At 37.6% G+C, this 17,430-nt stretch carries 18 protein-coding genes and 1 pseudogene; 7 read left to right on the plus strand and 12 right to left on the minus strand.

The features are described from left to right. Window positions 1–2: 2 nt before the first annotated feature. From ACHABW_RS16060 to ACHABW_RS16070, 3 genes and pseudogenes are all read right to left on the minus strand, one after another. Window positions 3–491, minus strand: coding sequence for a TRAP transporter small permease (locus tag ACHABW_RS16060; protein ID WP_435756633.1), 489 nt, complete (start codon window positions 489–491; stop codon window positions 3–5). Window positions 492–493: 2 nt separating this feature from the next. Then, window positions 494–1,510 (minus strand): TRAP transporter substrate-binding protein DctP, encoded by a 1,017-nt coding sequence (dctP, locus tag ACHABW_RS16065; protein ID WP_435756635.1) that lies wholly within the window; start codon window positions 1,508–1,510, stop codon window positions 494–496. A 698-nt stretch (window positions 1,511–2,208) separates the two neighbouring features. Next, window positions 2,209–2,524: pseudogene (locus ACHABW_RS16070) on the minus strand (IS4 family transposase); the annotation flags it as partial. 207 nt (window positions 2,525–2,731) lie between these two features. On the opposite strand from ACHABW_RS16070, the gene ACHABW_RS16075 reads away from it, so the two are divergent. Genes ACHABW_RS16075 through ACHABW_RS16090 form a run of 4 tightly spaced genes read left to right on the plus strand, consistent with a single transcriptional unit; the run spans window position 2,732 to window position 6,886 of the window. Further along, the gene (locus tag ACHABW_RS16075; RefSeq protein ID WP_435756637.1) at window positions 2,732–4,339 is read left to right on the plus strand and encodes a spore germination protein; all 1,608 of its coding nucleotides are present in this window, start codon (window positions 2,732–2,734) and stop codon (window positions 4,337–4,339) included. Beyond that, a complete protein-coding gene (locus ACHABW_RS16080) occupies window positions 4,340–5,449 on the plus strand; it encodes a GerAB/ArcD/ProY family transporter (RefSeq protein WP_435756639.1) in 1,110 nt (369 codons plus the stop codon). After that, on the plus strand, window positions 5,442–6,665 hold the full coding sequence (locus ACHABW_RS16085) for a Ger(x)C family spore germination protein (protein ID WP_435756641.1): 1,224 nt from the start codon (window positions 5,442–5,444) through the stop codon (window positions 6,663–6,665). The genes ACHABW_RS16080 and ACHABW_RS16085 overlap by 8 nt, the downstream gene beginning before the upstream one ends. Beyond that, window positions 6,662–6,886, plus strand: coding sequence for a hypothetical protein (locus ACHABW_RS16090; RefSeq protein WP_435756643.1), 225 nt, complete (start codon window positions 6,662–6,664; stop codon window positions 6,884–6,886). Before ACHABW_RS16085 ends, ACHABW_RS16090 begins: the two co-directional genes overlap by 4 nt. Window positions 6,887–7,154: 268 nt before the next feature. Here ACHABW_RS16090 and ACHABW_RS16095 read toward each other — a convergent pair whose 3' ends face one another. From ACHABW_RS16095 to ACHABW_RS16135, 9 genes are all read right to left on the minus strand, one after another. After that, window positions 7,155–8,012, minus strand: a complete 858-nt coding sequence (locus ACHABW_RS16095) for a hypothetical protein (RefSeq protein ID WP_435756645.1) — start codon at window positions 8,010–8,012, stop codon at window positions 7,155–7,157. Beyond that, window positions 8,005–8,640, minus strand: coding sequence for a hypothetical protein (locus ACHABW_RS16100; protein WP_435756647.1), 636 nt, complete (start codon window positions 8,638–8,640; stop codon window positions 8,005–8,007). The genes ACHABW_RS16095 and ACHABW_RS16100 overlap by 8 nt, the downstream gene beginning before the upstream one ends. Window positions 8,641–8,848: 208 nt before the next feature. Beyond that, complete coding sequence (locus ACHABW_RS16105; protein WP_435756649.1) at window positions 8,849–9,199, minus strand: hypothetical protein; 351 nt, start codon at window positions 9,197–9,199, stop codon at window positions 8,849–8,851. A 202-nt stretch (window positions 9,200–9,401) separates the two neighbouring features. Then, a complete protein-coding gene (locus ACHABW_RS16110; RefSeq protein ID WP_435756651.1) occupies window positions 9,402–10,121 on the minus strand; it encodes a helix-turn-helix transcriptional regulator in 720 nt (239 codons plus the stop codon). Window positions 10,122–11,173: 1,052 nt separating this feature from the next. Continuing rightward, a protein-coding gene (locus tag ACHABW_RS16115; protein ID WP_435756653.1) for an IS3 family transposase occupies window positions 11,174–12,297 on the minus strand; the annotation gives its coding sequence in 2 pieces (ribosomal slippage) (window positions 11,174–12,042 and window positions 12,042–12,297; 1,125 coding nt in all). A 549-nt stretch (window positions 12,298–12,846) separates the two neighbouring features. Then, window positions 12,847–13,458, minus strand: coding sequence for an NAD(P)H:quinone oxidoreductase (gene wrbA / locus ACHABW_RS16120; RefSeq protein WP_435756655.1), 612 nt, complete (start codon window positions 13,456–13,458; stop codon window positions 12,847–12,849). Between the two features lie 209 nt (window positions 13,459–13,667). Continuing rightward, window positions 13,668–14,084 carry a DoxX family protein gene (locus ACHABW_RS16125; RefSeq protein ID WP_435756657.1) on the minus strand — a complete coding sequence of 139 codons (417 nt, stop codon included), beginning with the start codon at window positions 14,082–14,084 and terminating at the stop codon, window positions 13,668–13,670. Window positions 14,085–14,506: 422 nt separating this feature from the next. Beyond that, on the minus strand, window positions 14,507–14,728 hold the full coding sequence (locus ACHABW_RS16130) for a glycerate kinase (protein ID WP_435756669.1): 222 nt from the start codon (window positions 14,726–14,728) through the stop codon (window positions 14,507–14,509). 53 nt (window positions 14,729–14,781) lie between these two features. Then, a complete protein-coding gene (locus ACHABW_RS16135) occupies window positions 14,782–15,012 on the minus strand; it encodes a helix-turn-helix domain-containing protein (RefSeq protein ID WP_435756659.1) in 231 nt (76 codons plus the stop codon). A 190-nt stretch (window positions 15,013–15,202) separates the two neighbouring features. Here ACHABW_RS16135 and ACHABW_RS16140 point away from each other — a divergent pair, with 190 nt between their 5' ends. From ACHABW_RS16140 to ACHABW_RS16150, 3 genes are all read left to right on the plus strand, one after another. Then, the gene (locus ACHABW_RS16140; protein ID WP_435756661.1) at window positions 15,203–16,054 is read left to right on the plus strand and encodes a ParM/StbA family protein; all 852 of its coding nucleotides are present in this window, start codon (window positions 15,203–15,205) and stop codon (window positions 16,052–16,054) included. Next, window positions 16,020–16,220 carry a hypothetical protein gene (locus ACHABW_RS16145; RefSeq protein WP_435756663.1) on the plus strand — a complete coding sequence of 67 codons (201 nt, stop codon included), beginning with the start codon at window positions 16,020–16,022 and terminating at the stop codon, window positions 16,218–16,220. Before ACHABW_RS16140 ends, ACHABW_RS16145 begins: the two co-directional genes overlap by 35 nt. A 260-nt stretch (window positions 16,221–16,480) precedes the next feature. Next, entirely contained in the window at window positions 16,481–16,819 is a 339-nt protein-coding gene (locus ACHABW_RS16150; RefSeq protein WP_435756665.1) for a hypothetical protein, read from the plus strand. Window positions 16,820–17,430 lie beyond the last annotated feature (611 nt).

Genomic DNA, 17,430 nt, shown 5'->3' on the forward strand with positions numbered 1-17,430 from the left:
GACTATCCCCCCTCCTCTGCAAAAAGGCTAGCGCTAAATAAATAGACTGAGTGAATGAAAATAAATACAAATCCTACTGCAACACTAATATAAGGAATGATCATAGGCATTTGCATTGCTGTAGACTGCTGAACTGCAATATTTGGGGAGGATAACCATTGGTAACATACATACAACATGAAAAAAGAAAATACAATTACGGAAAACAACCCCATAGATATGATAATTTTACGAGTTACTCCGCGTACTTTATCCACTAAAAACGTCACAGCAGCAGATTCTTGTTGTTTTACTCCCATACTGCCTCCAATAAAAGTTAGCCAAACAAGGGAAAACGTTGCCATTTCATTTGCCCATATTAAAGGCGAACTTAACACATAACGAAAAACCACTCCTAAAAATAAAGAAAGAAACATAAGGAGACATAACCCAATCGCTAAAATTTTCTCCACCGAATATATGGAATCACTGATTTTTTTCAAAAAGGTCATGTCTATTTCCCTGTGATCTCTAAGAAGTCAGCGATAATATCCGACTCTGCACTAAATCTTTCATGGATAGTATCTCTTACTTCATTGAATGCATCTATATCGTCAAACTCTTTAATAATTAACCCTACTTCTTCAGCTTCTTCTAAATTTGATTCTTCTCTTGTAATGGCATCTTCAACGCCCCAGTCAATAGCGTTTTTCATTGCCTCCTTAACAATCTCTTGATCTTCTGCAGATAAAGCATCGTGAGACAACTCACTCATCATGACTACGGCGGGCCATGTCATATGATTGGAGAGTGCTAAATGGTCCGCAGTTTCATATAAGTTCTCAGTAATCAAAGCATCTAAATCAATATCAATACCATCAATAACCCCTGTTTGAAGAGAGGTATAGACTTCTGGTAAAGGCATCGCAATTGGTCCAGCTCCTATTTCTTCCCAAAAACTTTGAATTGCAGGGCCACCTGTAATTCTAATTTGTTCACCAGCCAAGTCTTCAGGAGTTGATACCTCTTTTTCTGTGGTTAAAATGTGACGATTACCAGCGAATAAAAAGTCCATGCCAATAAATCCTTGATCACTTAATTCCTTTAACATGTCTTGTGCCGGCTCAATGTCCCTAGCTGCTACCGCTTCTTCTAAATCATCAAATACAAAAGGCATGAACCAAGCATTAAAACTTTCTACTCTGGAACTCATGTAGGCGTTTGTAATAAATCCAAAGTCGATTTCACCTGTTTCCATTTGTTGAAGCATATCTTGTTCATCACCTATTGCACCAGCCGGATAAATATTTACACTCATGCGTCCGTCAGATAATTCTTGTAGTTCTTCATTGAACTTCTCTGCGGTTTCATGCCATCCATGTGAAGTTTGAGTAATATGAGTCAATGTAAACTCGAGTTCATCTGCCTCACCACTTTCACCTTCATTCGTGTCTGTATCTACGCCACAAGCTGCTAACAGTCCGACGAGAGCTACACTTGCCGTCGCTATCTTGTATTTTTTATAAAACATAGTCTATCTCTCCCTTCATTTCTATAGTTTTTCAAAAAAATTGACTGGATTTGGTTATTAGGAGTAGAAAAATCTTTTTTAGAATAACCATACAATCATTTCACATGACTAAAATCTTTTGAATTTACCCCCATATTATGGTGTAGTGCTTACCCCCTCATAGTTTTGCTTAAATATCCAAGTAAAGGACAAAATATAAGTCAGACTATTCTAATAATTTTCCAGTGATCTTTCTCATTTTCGACCTCCTGAACACTCAGGTTTCCATAATATGAAATAGGTTTCTTAATACAGTCAAAATCCTTTTATTTGTCAATATAATTTCACTCTTGATATCTTTTGCTATTTATCCTGAATTATTCATAGTCCATAACAAAACTCACTCAGGCAGGGATTAATCAACAAACAAAGCCATTCTCAAAGGGTGACGACTTGAAAAAGAGCCCAGCCTTTGGCATATTCGAACGCCTATCCAAAAAAAATAGGGCAATCAGCATAAGCTTTCGTAGTCTTTGACTCAATACAAACAAAACATTTCTATCACTTAGCTGTATAATGCGATATCAAATTACAACGTTACTATCAAAACGCGGAAGTTGCTCCTTGAGTTTCGCACCCCTAAAACTGGATTTTAACCAGTTTCTTTGGCCGGTACCCGTTGATTTGATAGGACTGCGGCATTATTCCATATCGTGACCTTAAGCAGCATGATCGCTCTCAAATAGCTGATTTCCCAAAAAAGTAACTTCGAAAAGGTCCTTAATGTATTCATACTCTTCGGATTCTTTGAATGCGTTTAAATCAACTATTCCTGATTCGGAAATAGCTGTGATCACAACTTGTAAACGTTCATCAAACATTCCTCATAAGCGTTGGGCCAGGTTTTTTCTACCATCTCATCTTTGATCTCCTCAAAGAGTCCTCCCAGGGATTCGTAATCATTGATCCTGCGAAAATAGGATAAGAAGAGACATATAGAATGTAGGTTGTAGTCACATGAGCAATTGACAGATCGGTTACTGCCGAAGTTACCCTAATGAAGTTCCAATTAATGTGTTTGACCTAGATTATTAATAGTGGTTATGTTTCTTGATAATTATTATCCCACATTCCCTAAAAACATTTTTCGATAAATAGGAAGGGGTTCTAGTTTATACATAAATTTCCTTCATTGGTGGCAAAGTAAACAACAATTGATAACATTTCAAGGGGTTGTTAGGTTTGCGGAGAAATTGGAGGAAAATCAAAAATCTTGAACAATTAATTAAAAAAAACGAACTTACCCAGTCTCAAGAAACGAAGCAATCTAATTTACAAAATGCTCTAGCTAGTGATTTAGATGAAAACATTACTGCACTACGTTCTATTTATGAAAATTGTTCAGATGTGGTCTTTCGCTCCTTTTTAATAGAGGGAAAGGATAAAGCAGTCTTACTGTATATAGAAGGGTTATCCAATATTGAAGAACTTAACGATAATGTTCTTATACCACTTATGAAAAAATCAGAAGAACAGCAGTCAAACAAACAAACCGATCAACAATCGGATAGCTCGACATCATTTTCCGAAAAAAAAATCTCTGTATCCAATATCAAAGAAGTACAATCCTTTTCCGATGTGATCAATCAAATCTCTTCAGGAAACCCAGTAATACTTATCGATCAAAAGGATCGCGGGTTCTCCGTAGCTTTAGCTAAATGGGAAAAAAGAGCTATTGAAGAGCCATCAGCTGAATCCGTCGTACGAGGACCGCGTGAAGGATTTATTGAATCAATTGGAGTAAATATCGCTCTTCTTCGCCGTAAGATTAGAAGTCCAAAGTTAAAAATGGAAGAAATGGAATTGGGGTGTTTAACAAAAACAAGTGTAGTACTTTCTTATATTGATGGGGTAGCAGAACAAACATTGATCGATGAAGCAAAAAACCGGTTAAACAGAATTGATATCGACGGTATTTTGGAGAGCTCATATATTGAGGAGTTTATTGAGGATAACCCTTATTCTCCTTTTCCACAAGTATTAAATTCAGAACGGGTCGATGTTATCTCGTCTTATTTATTAGAAGGTCATGTAGCAATCTTAGTTGATGGCACACCGTTTGTGCTCGTTGTTCCTACTACCTTTTATTCTCTGATGCAAGCATCAGAAGATTATTACCAGCGTCCGATGTTGAGTACAGCTATTCGCTGGCTGCGCTATTTATTTATTGTGATGTCTCTTTTACTACCTTCCCTGTATGTAGCTATTTTAACGTATCATCATGAAATGGTTCCAACCACACTCTTAATTAGCATGGCAGCGTCTCGTGAACCGATTCCATTTCCTGCCCTAGTTGAAGCGTTCTTGATGGAGGTTATGTTCGAAGCCTTACGTGAGGCCGGACTTCGTTTACCGAAACAGATTGGGGCCGCAGTTAGTATTGTCGGGGCGTTAGTTATCGGACAAGCGGCAGTCGAAGCAGGGATTGTATCTGCTCCAATGGTCATGGTTGTGGCTTTGACGGGAATCGCTTCCTTTTCTGTTCCCCGCTATAATGCGGGAATGGCCTTAAGAATGTTGCGTTTTCCTATGCTGATTTTAGCGGGAATATTAGGTTTATTAGGGATTATGCTTGGTATTATTGCCATTGTCACGCATTTATGTACATTGCGTTCGTTTGGAGTGCCTTATTTGTCGCCAATGGCTCCAATGAAAGCTCGGGATATGAAAGATGTCATGGTGCGTCTTCCAAGATGGGCTCATACATCACGTCCTCATTTAACAGGAGACTATAACAAATACCGGGAAGCTCCCGATCAAAAACCAGATCCAACGAAAGGTGGGGAATAAATGATTGAAAAAGGAAAAATTTCATCTGCTCAGATGGCGCTCATGATGATTCCGACCATAATCGCTACTTCACTGCTATTAGTTCCTTCGATGACAGGAGCAAAAGCGGGACGTGATATGTGGGTATCGCCTTTATGGGCTTCTTCCATTGGGTTTTTGGTAGTGTTCATCGCTTATCAATTACATAGACACTATCCTAAAGAAACGATTATAGAATATAGTGAGCATATTGTTGGTCTTATACCTGGAAAGGTTATTGGTTTTTTATATTTATTTTTTTTTCTGCATGTAAATGGGCTTATTATAAGAGAATATGCTGAGTTTGTTATGGGGAATTTTTTTAAGGAAACTCCACGAGTAGTCATATTTGCTAGTATGGTACTCGTTTGTGCTTTTGCTGTTCGTGGTGGTTTGGAGGTGATCGCCAGAACGGCTGAACTCTTTGTCCCAATTGTTGTTTTACTCTATTTAATGATTGTTTTTTTCCTTACTACAGAATTAGAGCCAACCAATATGCTTCCCGTATTCGAAGAGGGTGTTATGCCTTCTATTTTGGGAGCAGCTTCTCCAGTAGCTTTGTATAGTGAATTTTTTCTCATCGCTTTTATGCTTCCTTATTTAACGGATCAAAAAAAAGGATTAAAATGGGGAAATCTCTCCGTCCTTAGTGTGTTGCTACTTATGGTTCTTACTAATTTAACAGCTCTTTTTTTATTTGGTGAAATCACAGCCGATCTCCTTTATCCAGTCATGAGTGCTGGGAAATATATAGAAGTTGCTGAATTTTTTGCACACTTGGAATCTATTATCATGGCCATTTGGATTTCAGGAGCATTTATTAAAATTTCTGTGTTCTATTACGTCTTATCTCTAGGTACGGCTCAGTGGTTAAAGCTCTCAGAATACAAATCAGTTATTTTACCAGTTGGTTTTCTTTTAGTTCTTTTTGCACGCTGGTCAGCACCTAATCTAACAGAAATGAAAAAATTTCTCGCGACGTCATCTAACTTTTACTTATTTTCTATACTAGTTGTATTGCCTATTCTCTTATTATTGATTGTTTTTTTACGGAAAAATTGGAGCAAAAGGGAGAAGTCCAAGGATGATTAACTTTTTTACATGCAAGGTAATAAAAAAAATTGTCATTATACTCCTCCTGTGTACTGCTTTTTTTCCGCTCACTGGCTGTTGGGATCGTCTGGAAGTAAATGATATAGCCATCGTCTTAAGTACAGGGATCGATTATACGGATGAAAAGGAAATAGAGCTATCGGTTGAAATTGTCATGCCGGAAGAGTTGGCTGGTAAATTAAAAGAAGGTGGAGGTGGTGGAGGGGCGCGAACAACGTTTGTTGAATCAGCTACAGGCGTTACGATGGCGGATGCTAGATCAAAGCTACAGGAAAAAATTGCCCGTTTTTTAATTTGGGGGCATGCGGAGGCTACTGTAATTGGAGAAAAACTGGCTGAACAGGGAATACAGGAACACGCCGACTTCTTTGGGAGGTTACCGAAAGCCCGTTTAAGAAACCAGATTTTTGTTAGTAAAGGAACAGCTAAAGACCTTATCTCAAGTCTTCCGCATCTTGAAGATAGTACCTCTGACACAATAAAAGAATTAGCTCAGTTTCAAATTGGGATGGAAGTGACAATGAAGGATTTGTTGCAAATGTTGAAAAGTGAGACTGGGGGAGCCGCTTTGCCGATGATTGAGGGCATTCCCTCAGAAAAAGAAAAAGGGAAAATGGAGGATAAAACTCAAATAAAGTTGAGCGGTACCGCTGTGTTTAAAGACGCTAAAATGATAGGTTCCTTAAATAGTGAAGTCACAAGAGGGTTATTATGGCTACGAGATGAGATTCAATATGCCACCGTTACGGTTAATGTTCCAGAAGATGAAGGAGAAGGTAAAGTTTCTATGGAAATGATACGTTCCCAGACAGAACTGATTCCACACATTGAGAACGATAATTGGAAAATGACTGTTAAAGCCGAAGTTGAGGGTGATATTATTCAAAATGCCAGTAACTTAGATTTAAGAAATCCAGATTTTATTAAGATGCTCGAAAAGGAATTAGAGAAATCGATAGAAGAGAGAATAAAGAAAGCAGTCGATAAGGTACAAAAAGAAATGAGAGTTGACATTTTTACATTTCATACTATTTTTCAGCGTGAATACACGAAAAAGTGGCAAACAGCGAAAGATAATTGGGATAAAATTTTTCCGGAGATTGAGATTGTTTATGAAATCGAAGTACACGTCCAACGACCTGGTAATTCCGTTGCACCTCTAGGGGGGCCAGAAAAAGAGGTGAAAGAAGAGTGAAAGGGCTTATGGTTTTAAGTGTTACTTTCGTGATAGTTCTTATGTTTTTGTATGAATGGCCGAAAATGAATCAAAAGCAAAAAAAGGAGAAGTATACATTTGTTGTCCTCTCAGCTATGAGTTGGATTCTTGCTGTTCTCCTTATCTTTTTTCCGGAAATGCCTGGCCCGACCGAATTGATCGATCAAATTTATAAGCCGTTAGGGAAAATGCTTGAATAAGAATTAGTTAGCTACGTCAATTACAATTGGAATAGTCTGTAACTTCACTCCTTGTTCAACTCTTGCATCAAATAGTTGAAGGAATTGATATGGCTCTGCAAAGTGGAGTTGCTATTGGTTAACCTAAAGCTATTGTTACAGAAGAGTTTAAGTATTCTTATAACCGGTAGAAATCAGGAAATGTAGATGCTACAATGTTTATTTTTCCTTGTCTACAAGCGTATAAAATTCCTCAGAGATGCTATAATTGAGAACAATGCTAGAATAATTAATGTTCATAATCAGAAACCTTTTCTTGTAATTGTTGAGAAATAATTATCTGTTCTTTTGGTCGTATCGAGTGGTGAAACTTAAGATTAATTAAGATTGTCTCTTTCAGTTCTGACCTATTTGTTTCCTGGTCAATGAGTGAAGGTAATAAATCGTTTAACTTTGATAGACGCTCCTTTGGAATGTGTTGTATGATCAATAAACCTAAGTTCATTTGTTGATTATCCATTTTGTTAGAAGGCGTTAATTGCCAGGTTTCTGATGTTTCATTTTTTGTTAAGCAATGAAAGTATTTTTTAGGATCTGTATGAAAAAGATCATCAATGCGATGGAGGTATCCAATCATATCACCTTCGGGTTCTTCCACTTCATGAATATTACGGTTGTCTCTTTCATCTTTAAAGGCTAACCAAACACCAAAATAAGCGAGCTCGGAACGAGCTTGAAAAATGTCGGTGGCTACATTTTTGTGTTGGTCAATCAATGCTGCTTCATATGTTCCTGTTACATCTGTGGTAATAGCTTGGTCAAAGCCATTTGTAGCTTCATCAAGAGGTTGAATAATTAACTCCTGAATTAACCCTTCCGGGCGAATTAGAAAGTCATCCGGTATATTTGTTTCATCGTGTGATAAAAACTGATCTCCCATATAATAGCCGGTTTCGATGACATTTTTCATATATTCAATGAATGAATTTTGAAAATCATTTCTCTCCTCTTTTGCTCGTATATAATGACCAAATCGGTGGAAATAAAAGTCCATGAGAAATGAGAAATATTTTAAAAATTGTTCATCGTCATTATAATGATTAGCTACCCTTTGGCTAACGGCTTCTTGATTTAATGTACTACTCATAAGTATCCCCTGCCTCTTCTTCACTGGTATAAGATTCCGTAAATTGTTTATTAACTGTTTCCCTGTTATCGTCAAATTTCCACACGTCATCTTCTAATATGATGTTTGTCTGATAATATTCAGGATCACTATGGTAAGAAGTGATTTGTCTAAAAAAGGTGGCCTCATCGTGCTGTTCATTAAAATGTAGGACAGAAATTTTCTGTTCAATGAGGTTTAATGTATTTGCCTCATAGTGATCTTGAATTTCCCTAAATAACTGGGTTGAGACGTGGTTATTTTCAATGTCTTCCACATACTCTTCTGAACCGAATGATTGCATAAAAGTAATCAGTTCATCGGGGGTGATTTCTACCATACGGAAATCTAAAAGAACCTCGCTTAAAAAGTGAGAAAATTCTTCCGGATCGTCAAAATCCTCTTTTTCTTCTTCATCAAGTAATTGTTCAATAGACTTGTTTTGTTTTAGAGATTCGGCATACTCTACGTTAGGGTGTTCTTGCTTTTGCTTGTCGAGCTCTTTTTGTTTTACTTCTTCCAATTCACGTTCAAGTGGGGAAGTAAAACAACCGGATAGGAGAATGGTTGCCATTGCAATTGTGATCCCTTTATAAAAGGTATGTTCCATGTTTTCGTTCCTTTCGTTCCGTTCTTTGCATTTTTTTATATCGTTCGTGGTCATCATTTGAAAGTAGTGTGCCAAGTTCCTAACGGAAGCCTGTGTTTTCATTTTGAGAGATAATTGATCAATTTTAAAAGCACGAAAGATTTTCGAATCATTGTAAGGAAATAATTCAATATCAAGATATTTTTTAAGATATAGGGTGACATAATTTTTAGTGAAAGTGGAGATGGACGATTTTGCGACGATACGATATAGTTTGGTAGGCTTTTACGTCTCCTTGATACCAGGTATCGTAATAGGGTTTTATAAGAGACTCTTCGACATGTAGGGTTACTTGATCATCCTTTAATTCGTACGATATTAAAGAAGAGGATGTTTTGATATCGTCTTCTAGTAAATGATAAATATAAGGTTGATTAGATGGCACTATATCAGATAAAAGAATATAGTCGTTTTCATTTGAACGAATAATGTCCCCTTCCCCTAAAAGAAAGGCTACGATTAATTGCTCCAAAGATGATTCTTCTCGCTGATGAATCGCATTAATTTGCATAAATACCATTTTTCTCCTCCTTTTGAACGCAAAAAACTCCTAAAAAAATTCACAATGAGATGCGAACGTTTCAGGAGCTTCCTGTTGACGTGATTTAATTACCACTATTCTAACATGCTTAGACCTGATTTGCCTATCACAAAATAAAAGATCGAAGAATCCTATTATTCTTGTGTGTATCATGGCATGTCTTAGAAGAAAAAACAGACCTTTATTTGTTGTTAGTTAACAAGTGTAAACACTCTGTTAAGTAGTGGTTGTTTTGCTTTGATGATTCCATAAGAGATTGTTCAATTTCTTTGAAGTGATAAGCCCCATCATCCGTAATTTGGTAATATTTTTTGGTTCGCCTATCATCCAACCATTGGCCAGTTATTAAATAATTAGATTCCATTTCGTGAGCAATATCATAGAAATACCCTTCAGTGGCTCCCCAGCCTAGATCGTTTTCGATAAGATCCTTCATTTCAGCGATATAAACCCTCTTGGTCTTGAGCAATGATTTCAATGTATAGTACCGAATAATATCTTTCACGGAAAAAATACGGCTAAAAAAGGACCGATAGGTTATTTTCAATGGAACAGCTGGGTATGGATGAAGGGATTTATTTAACATCACACGAAGTAAACGGTCATTCGTTTGTTTTAATGCGGACATGCTAGGTTGCAAGGAATCGGTGTAATGCGTATAGGCTTGGTGTCCATTTTCAGTGAGGGCGTAATAGATTCGTTTACCTTCAACATGAGAAAGACGTATTAAGGATTGTTTTTCTAACTGGGTGACGGTAGTATAAAAATGTCGTCGGTTAATAGGACGGTGGGTAATTTTCTTTTCGAGAGAGGAAACCATATTGGCTGGGTAATCCTCCTGCGCAGATAGGTGTTGAAATATAACTAAGGAAAAGAGATCTTTTTGAGTGAGTCTATTCAAGCGAATCCCCGCCTTTCTATATGTCATTATACCACACATCGCTAGAGCACTTATGAATAATATAGCTGCTCCATATATGTATCAGCTTCCTCTTGATGCTACTCTTCTTCCCTTCCCATTGCTTTCTTTTTTTCTTCTTTTTCATTCCTTATCTTTTCTTTTTCTTTTCCTATTTACTTCTTTATACGGTCGTAGACCGTGGCGCTTAGGACCTTCATCATTCCTATGCATATGGAAAGGAGCGGGAATTCGGTTAACTATCTTTATGTGTTCTACCGATGTCTAGTTAAATGACATATATATCCTGGGGAAATTCTTTGTTACTTAAATAACTATCCTTCAATAGCTGCAATGAGGTTCGATCATTACTTTGTGCACGATGTCTTCGACCTCTTTTTTTTATGATGATTGCCATATTTTGGGGCCCGGTAACAAAACCCGGAAAACATACGCTAAGCAAGTTTAGACATCAAAAGGCAATTTTCCCAGGTAAGAGATAAAAGAGTGCATCCAGAAATTCAGGAGATATATTTGACAAATAAAAGTAAGAGGCAGTCATTTGACGGACTAGGGTTAAACCAATTTATTTTCCTCTTCCTTCATTGCAATACCTCTTGCAATGCTTTTGTTTCCTCCCCTATTTGAAGTACTATTTTTAATCTTGTTTCGAAAATCTCATAATATAATCTATAACTATTTAAAAGAAAAAACGACTGATGATCCGCTCAGTGAAGTTCAAACATTTTCTAAGAGATATGTAATAAATCACATACCTGATTTGTCAATGTACCTAACAATAGCAATTCAAAGACATAATTTATAACAAAGATTGATCAAATTGTATTTGTTTTTTTACAATAACAGTGATAAATTCCTCAAGTTTCCAAATAATTCATTTGCATTTATGGAGAAATTCTGTGTGCGAGATGTCTGCGCGGAATCTGAGTTATATAGATGAATTAGATAGTACTATTGATGAACTAACTGAACAAATTACGTGAGCGTAAAATAGTCCACACCTATTTAACGCTATTTGGAATGTCAACACTAAATCAAACAATCTTTTTAAGGTCTCTTAACTTGTATTCGATGGGTGACAAGTAATCTAGTGATCCGTGAATTCGAATATGATTAAACCAGTGAATATAATCAAACAGTTGAAGGTCAAGTTCGTGTTGGTTAGCGAAAACCGCACCTTGAACGAACTCTATTTTGATGGTCTTAAAAGTGGCTTCAGCGACGGCGTTATCATAGGGAGTTCCTTTATTACTAAGCGATCTCTCAATACCAAAGGTTTCTAGGGCCTGGTCGATGAGTTGGTTCTTAAACTCGCTGCCTCGATCCGTGTGAAACAATTTAAAACGATGTAGATTGTACGGCACCGATGCAAAGGCACGCTGAACTAACCCAGCGGTCTTTTTAGGTCCTGCACTGTGTCCAATAATTTCTCGGTTATATAAGTCTACTAAAACACAGATATAGTGCCATTTTTGATTGACACGAACGAAGGTTAAGTCACTCACAATTACATTGAGTTCTTCCTCTTGGTTGAATTCTCGATTTAATGTATTTCCTACTTCAGATTCGTTACAAGACGTACGAGATGGCTTAAATTGAGCGACAGTATATTTTGAAACAAGTCCCTGTTCTTTCATGATTCTCCCAATACGTCGTCGAGAAACCGTCCACTTCCTCTTTTCTAGTTCGATCTTAATTTTTCGTTGACCAAAGTTATCCCGGCTTTCCTTGAATATATTTAGGATTAATTCCGGTAATTCTTCGTCTTTTTTGTCTCGAATTTTCGCTTCATAATAATACGTACTTCGGGCAAGTTGGAGGACGTCGCACATTGCTGATACCGAGTATTTGTGGGTATTGTTTCGAATCACATCTACTTTCGTCCCATGATCAGCGCGGCTTGTTTTAAAATATCATTCTCCATGGCTAGCTTTTGATTCTCTTTCCGCAACCTGATCATCTCTTCTTGTTCAGGCGAACGGTTGTCCTTTTCTTCAAATGATCCGCTATCTCGATGCTGCTGTACCCATCTGTCAAAGGTAGATGACGTTAACTTGTATTCTTTGATTATTTCCGCTCTGGACTTTCCAGCATCATGCAACTGGACCATTTGCGCTTTAAACTCTTTTGAGAATGTCCGTCTTTCTCTCTTAGTCATATTTACTCTCCTCAGTTTTTATTTTAACCAAGTTTATATGACCTTAACTTTATTGTCCAATTAAGCGTAACCTATCCAATTTAACCCATGTTAAGGATCATGAATTTATCAGATCGATAAACATGATCCCAGTAGAATGAAATAAAGATTGAGCAAAATAAGCTAATTAACTTTACTAAATAAGGGGGGACCAGTAACACTTCAGAAAATTTTGTATTTTGTACACTAATAAAAAGCCGATTCCTTGTTAAGGAATCGGCTTTTTAGGTGGCTTGTTAAACTAAACGCATCTTTTTTGAATGTTTCCACAATTTATAAATAAAAATTGTTAGGGTGCAAAACAGTTAACTTATTGTTAGTCAAAAACATAATAATAAAAATTGACTGTCTCAAAAGGTCATATATAATTGAGCTTTTAGCGACACCCTATTGCCCCTATAAAAACGTTCACTACATTTGTCGCAAATTCACTTAAGTGTTATATTCAATATTTCATCAATCATTTTATAAGTAAGAAACAATCGGAAAAAACGATAAGTATTGTTTCATTTATTGATTGCCTTTTTTAATCCACTCTGCTACCTGTACTGTACGCTTTGCTTGGTATTTTACAGCTTCTTCTACATCCTCTTGCATATTACCGTCTTGACCTACTGTTACGCTTACTCCGTATGGGTTACCACCTGAAGTAAATTGAACTGGGTCTGTGTAACCAGGAGAAGCGATGATCGAACCCCAATGATGCATTGTGTTATAAAGGGCAAGAATCGTTGCTTCCTGTCCGCCATGCGCGTTGCTTGCAGAAGACATAGCACTTACTGCCTTGTTTGCAAGTTTGCCATTAAACCAAAGACCACCAGTTGTATCGATGAATTGTTTCATTTGTGCAGGCATGTTACCAAATCTTGTCGGTACACTGAAGACAATGGCATCGGCCCATTCAAGGTCATCTAGTGTTGCTTCCGGAACATCTTTCGTTTCTTCCACATGGGCTTTCCAAGCTGGGTTGGAATCAATTGCTGCTTGCGGAGCAAGTTCAGGTGCTTTTAATACTTTAACTTCTGCACCTGCTGCTTTACCACCAGATTCAGCCCACTTTGCTAATTGATAGTTTGTTCCTGTTGAACTGTAATAGATAACTGCTAATTTAACATTTGACATGTCATTCGTCTCCTTTGTATTTCCAAATAGTTTTTCTAAAAATCCCACAGTACTACACCTACTTTTCTTCCTTGAATTATTATTTACTAACTTTAATAAGAACCACCTCCATTGAAAATCACTTATTTTCAATGTTCTTATGTTCTTTTTCCCTTTGTTAGGATACTTTATTACAAGTCTCAATTCCATTATTCTTGAATTAGAGAATATTAAGCTGACTTTCCAAATGAATTTTTGTTTTCTTGACCTCTAAAGAAAAGTTGACCAAGAGAAAATAACTTGCTCCCATTTAATAACAAGTGAACGGATACGATAAGTAATACAAGATCGTAAGCATATCCACCTAAGAAGCCTACTGCTAATTGCACTCTAATAATGGCTCCAATTAATATAAGTGCCAATAATACAGAAACTATTCGAGTTCCTATCCCTAAAATTAATGCGATGCCTCCGACCAGTTCAATTGTCGCAACAACGTAAGCGAGAAAACCTGGTACACCAACACTATCAAACCAACCTACTGTATTTTCGATCCCACCTAGAAACTTATCAGACCCATGAGCTAAAAATACAATCCCTAACACAACTCGTAATAATAATGTACCGATTTCATGTTTGTTATTCATCAAATTCTCCTCCAATTATTTATTAATTATTTCTAATTCATATACTATCATAAAGTATATTATTAATTCAAGATAAGTTACTTTATTTTTGTAAGTCGATTTCAACTACCTACTTATTTTTCCCTATCCTAAATTCACATTACAAATTATTCATCCGTAGAACATTTATATATTTAGTAATAGAATAAATAACCCGAAAGGTAAATGTAAATTTAACCGATATAATATAAATATGGAAACTATTTTTGACCCGACAATGTTTTGAATGTAATTCACTCAAATGCATATTTTTGGTACTTATTATTGTACGGGCAATTTATCATTGGTAAAAAGGATGGCAAGGGTGGTAAAAACTTGTGGCTGTAATCACAATCAATATAAGCGAACTAAAAACAGCATCGATTCCTACGTCATATATTGCTTCACAGGTCCTGACTAATACTGCCGCAAATCACGATAACTGGTACATAATACATTTTTGCTACTTCTTCTACACAAATTAGGGTTTTCCCAAAGACTGTGTGATGATTTATACTACCTTCACCAGTTACGAAACCTGCACCTAGAACATGAGTTTCTAAACCAACAGCTTCCGTAATAATTCTTCCATCATATTCTAATTTAGCCGATATAAAGCAAGGAATGCTGCTCCAGCCCCTGAAAAAGCCTTTCTTTTAATTAAATGACATGAATAACATTAATTAAAGTAATCTGTAATATCCTCGTTGAGTCCTAGTTTGTCTAGTCCGCGTTGTGCCTTTCGGTAAACTTTCGATGATGGCTCGTACTTATCCTCGTTACACATCCGGGTTAAAGTGTCCTCATGTATTTTTGATTTCTTTGCAAATTCCCTTTGTGTAATTCCCTTCGCGTCCAACAGTTCCCCAAACGCCGACCTCCGCTTACCAAGCCCTAATAATCCAAACATTTGGGCCACCTCCTTTTTAAGAACCCTTGCCAAATAATCCGAAAAGTATACAACCTTGTATCTATAAAAATCGGAATGTTGGACGAGCAAGTGGGCATAGGTATCTATCAAACCTTATTAACCACGTAATAATAGAGTGACGAAAAAAACAACGGTTAATAACTGCTTAATTACTACGGGAGGTGTTCGCATGATTGTTGGTTACGATTGGGGAAACAGCGAAACAAAGATTATGTGCTCGTTGGGGTTGGCGAAGTTCCCGTCTGCCATTGGAGAATATCAAGAACGGAACCTCGAGAACACACATGGAATGTACGACATGGTATTTGAATATGAAGGTCGGCGCGGGTTCGCGGGAACATTGGCGCAGGAAAGTGACTTCGGCGGATCTATCATGGGCGAATCGAAAGCGCATGAGGACGCGCTCATTAGACTATTGCTCGGATTACATCGCTGCGGGGATTGTGAGGAATATCAAGTGGTGGTCGGTCAGCCCATAAGTATGCACATGCCCGCCGAGAAGAACGCTATTAAGGCGATGGTTATCGGAAAGCACACGATTACAGTTAACGAGATTACAAGAACATTCATCGTAAGAAATTGCGAAATCGCTGCGGAAGGAGGCGCTGCGTTTTGGAGTGCGCCGGTAAGCGGGAAAGTAAGAATCATAGACATCGGGAGCGCCACGGTAAATTGTGCGACGCTCGTTGATAAGCGTTACTTGAATAAAGATTCCTTTACGCTGCCTTTCGGAATGGAAACGATTAAGACGGATGACCTCGATGAATTAGCACGAGGAATATATTCGCATACGTCGAAACGATGGAAGAAAGTAGACGATGTATATTTAGTCGGGGGTGCCGCAGAAAGCGTGGAAGCTGCGATAAAAAGGCACTATCCTAACGCGCAGGTAATGAATCCGGTTATCAAGGAAAACGGCGCGGAAACGATAGTCAACCCTATTTTCGCGAATGCAGTGGCTTTCTATAATATCGGGAGGGGTATATATGAAGAAAATAAAAATAAAAAGCGTAGCATTTAACGTTGCCGATCCGGATCAGTTAGCAGATTTGGAACACGCGAAGAAGAGAACGAACTTTTCGGCATATGTAAAACGGCTCATTTACAAGGATAGAGTTTCCGGGGGTGTCGTAAAAAAATATATTTCGATGGAAGAGGAAAGTCCGACATACGAGGGATTGATTTAATATGTATCGACCGACCGTGCGTATGGACGATTGTTTTCGCAATTGGATCGAAGGAGTCGCAAAAGCATCTGGCCTCGATCGGAACCAAGTAATTCGACTGGCGCTTTTTTCAGCCCCTTTCTCCGCGGTGTTTGTGGCACAAATTAATTCGCGTAAAAAGACAGACGTCAATCTCCCCCCTCCCCCGTGGCAACGGGAAACCGACGGCGGTCCATGGCGGGAGAGTAGCTGGAATCGAAAGGGAAGGGAAGGTGACGTCAATGAAAACATTAACCAAAAAAGAAAAGAAATTAGTAATGAAAGTGTTGGAATTGTGGAGCCAAGAGGATCAGAACGATTTGCAGACGTTAGTAGAAATGAAACCAATACGGAGAGACGAGAACGGCAGATTCATCAGTCGAAAAGATTTAAGCCCGCAATTGAATCAGAAAGCAGAAAAAAAACCAAAAACAGGCCATCCATCAATTTTAACGGAAATAGAGTTACGACCACTAAAAGATAAGCCTCATATATATGTAAGTACTAAAGTCTGGACGAAAGATGCGAAGGATATTTTAATTTTCGTGGCGTTCATTTTTATACTAGCAATTATTACGTGACAAAACAAAACCCGCTTGGTTTTTCACACCCCGGCGGGCCTTTTAATTTATTACCTTAATACGTTCGTTATCAGAATCCTCGAATATGTTCCCTACCGCCTTGTTTTCTCCGCGTTACTGTCGCGAGTTAACAAAGTAACATTTCAAGTATGATGGTTCCAAACAAAATGAAGGATCAAATTGTCAATATCTCCTTGTTAGCAAACTGCATGTAATCCTTTGGAAGGTTTGGTCCAATCCTATTGTCTAGCACACCGCTTATGTATGGTGGAGCCAAGGGGGCTCGAACCCCTAATGCTTGTCTGTCAGACTTTAACGCTCTCCCACCTTGTTTAGTTTCACTGTCCTAATCCAATGAATACCACTTCTAAAATTCCAAAAGCATTGATTATTGTTCTGTTGACTACATTATTATCTAGCTCAGAATGATTATAATCTACTAAGGATTGTTACTGATTCGATCAGGCATGATCTAGAAAAGACAATTGATCTGCTAGTTGTAGCTTTGAGATAAAGTTTGATCAAAATGGATTCTTCTCCCGCAGATTTAAGTTTTGTTTTTATAAAAAAATTTGATCAGTTTCTACCTTCGTTGTTCACAATCGCGCCTG

Source organism: Salipaludibacillus sp. CF4.18, assembly GCF_051262595.1.
Lineage (GTDB): Bacteria > Bacillota > Bacilli > Bacillales > Salisediminibacteriaceae > Salipaludibacillus > Salipaludibacillus neizhouensis.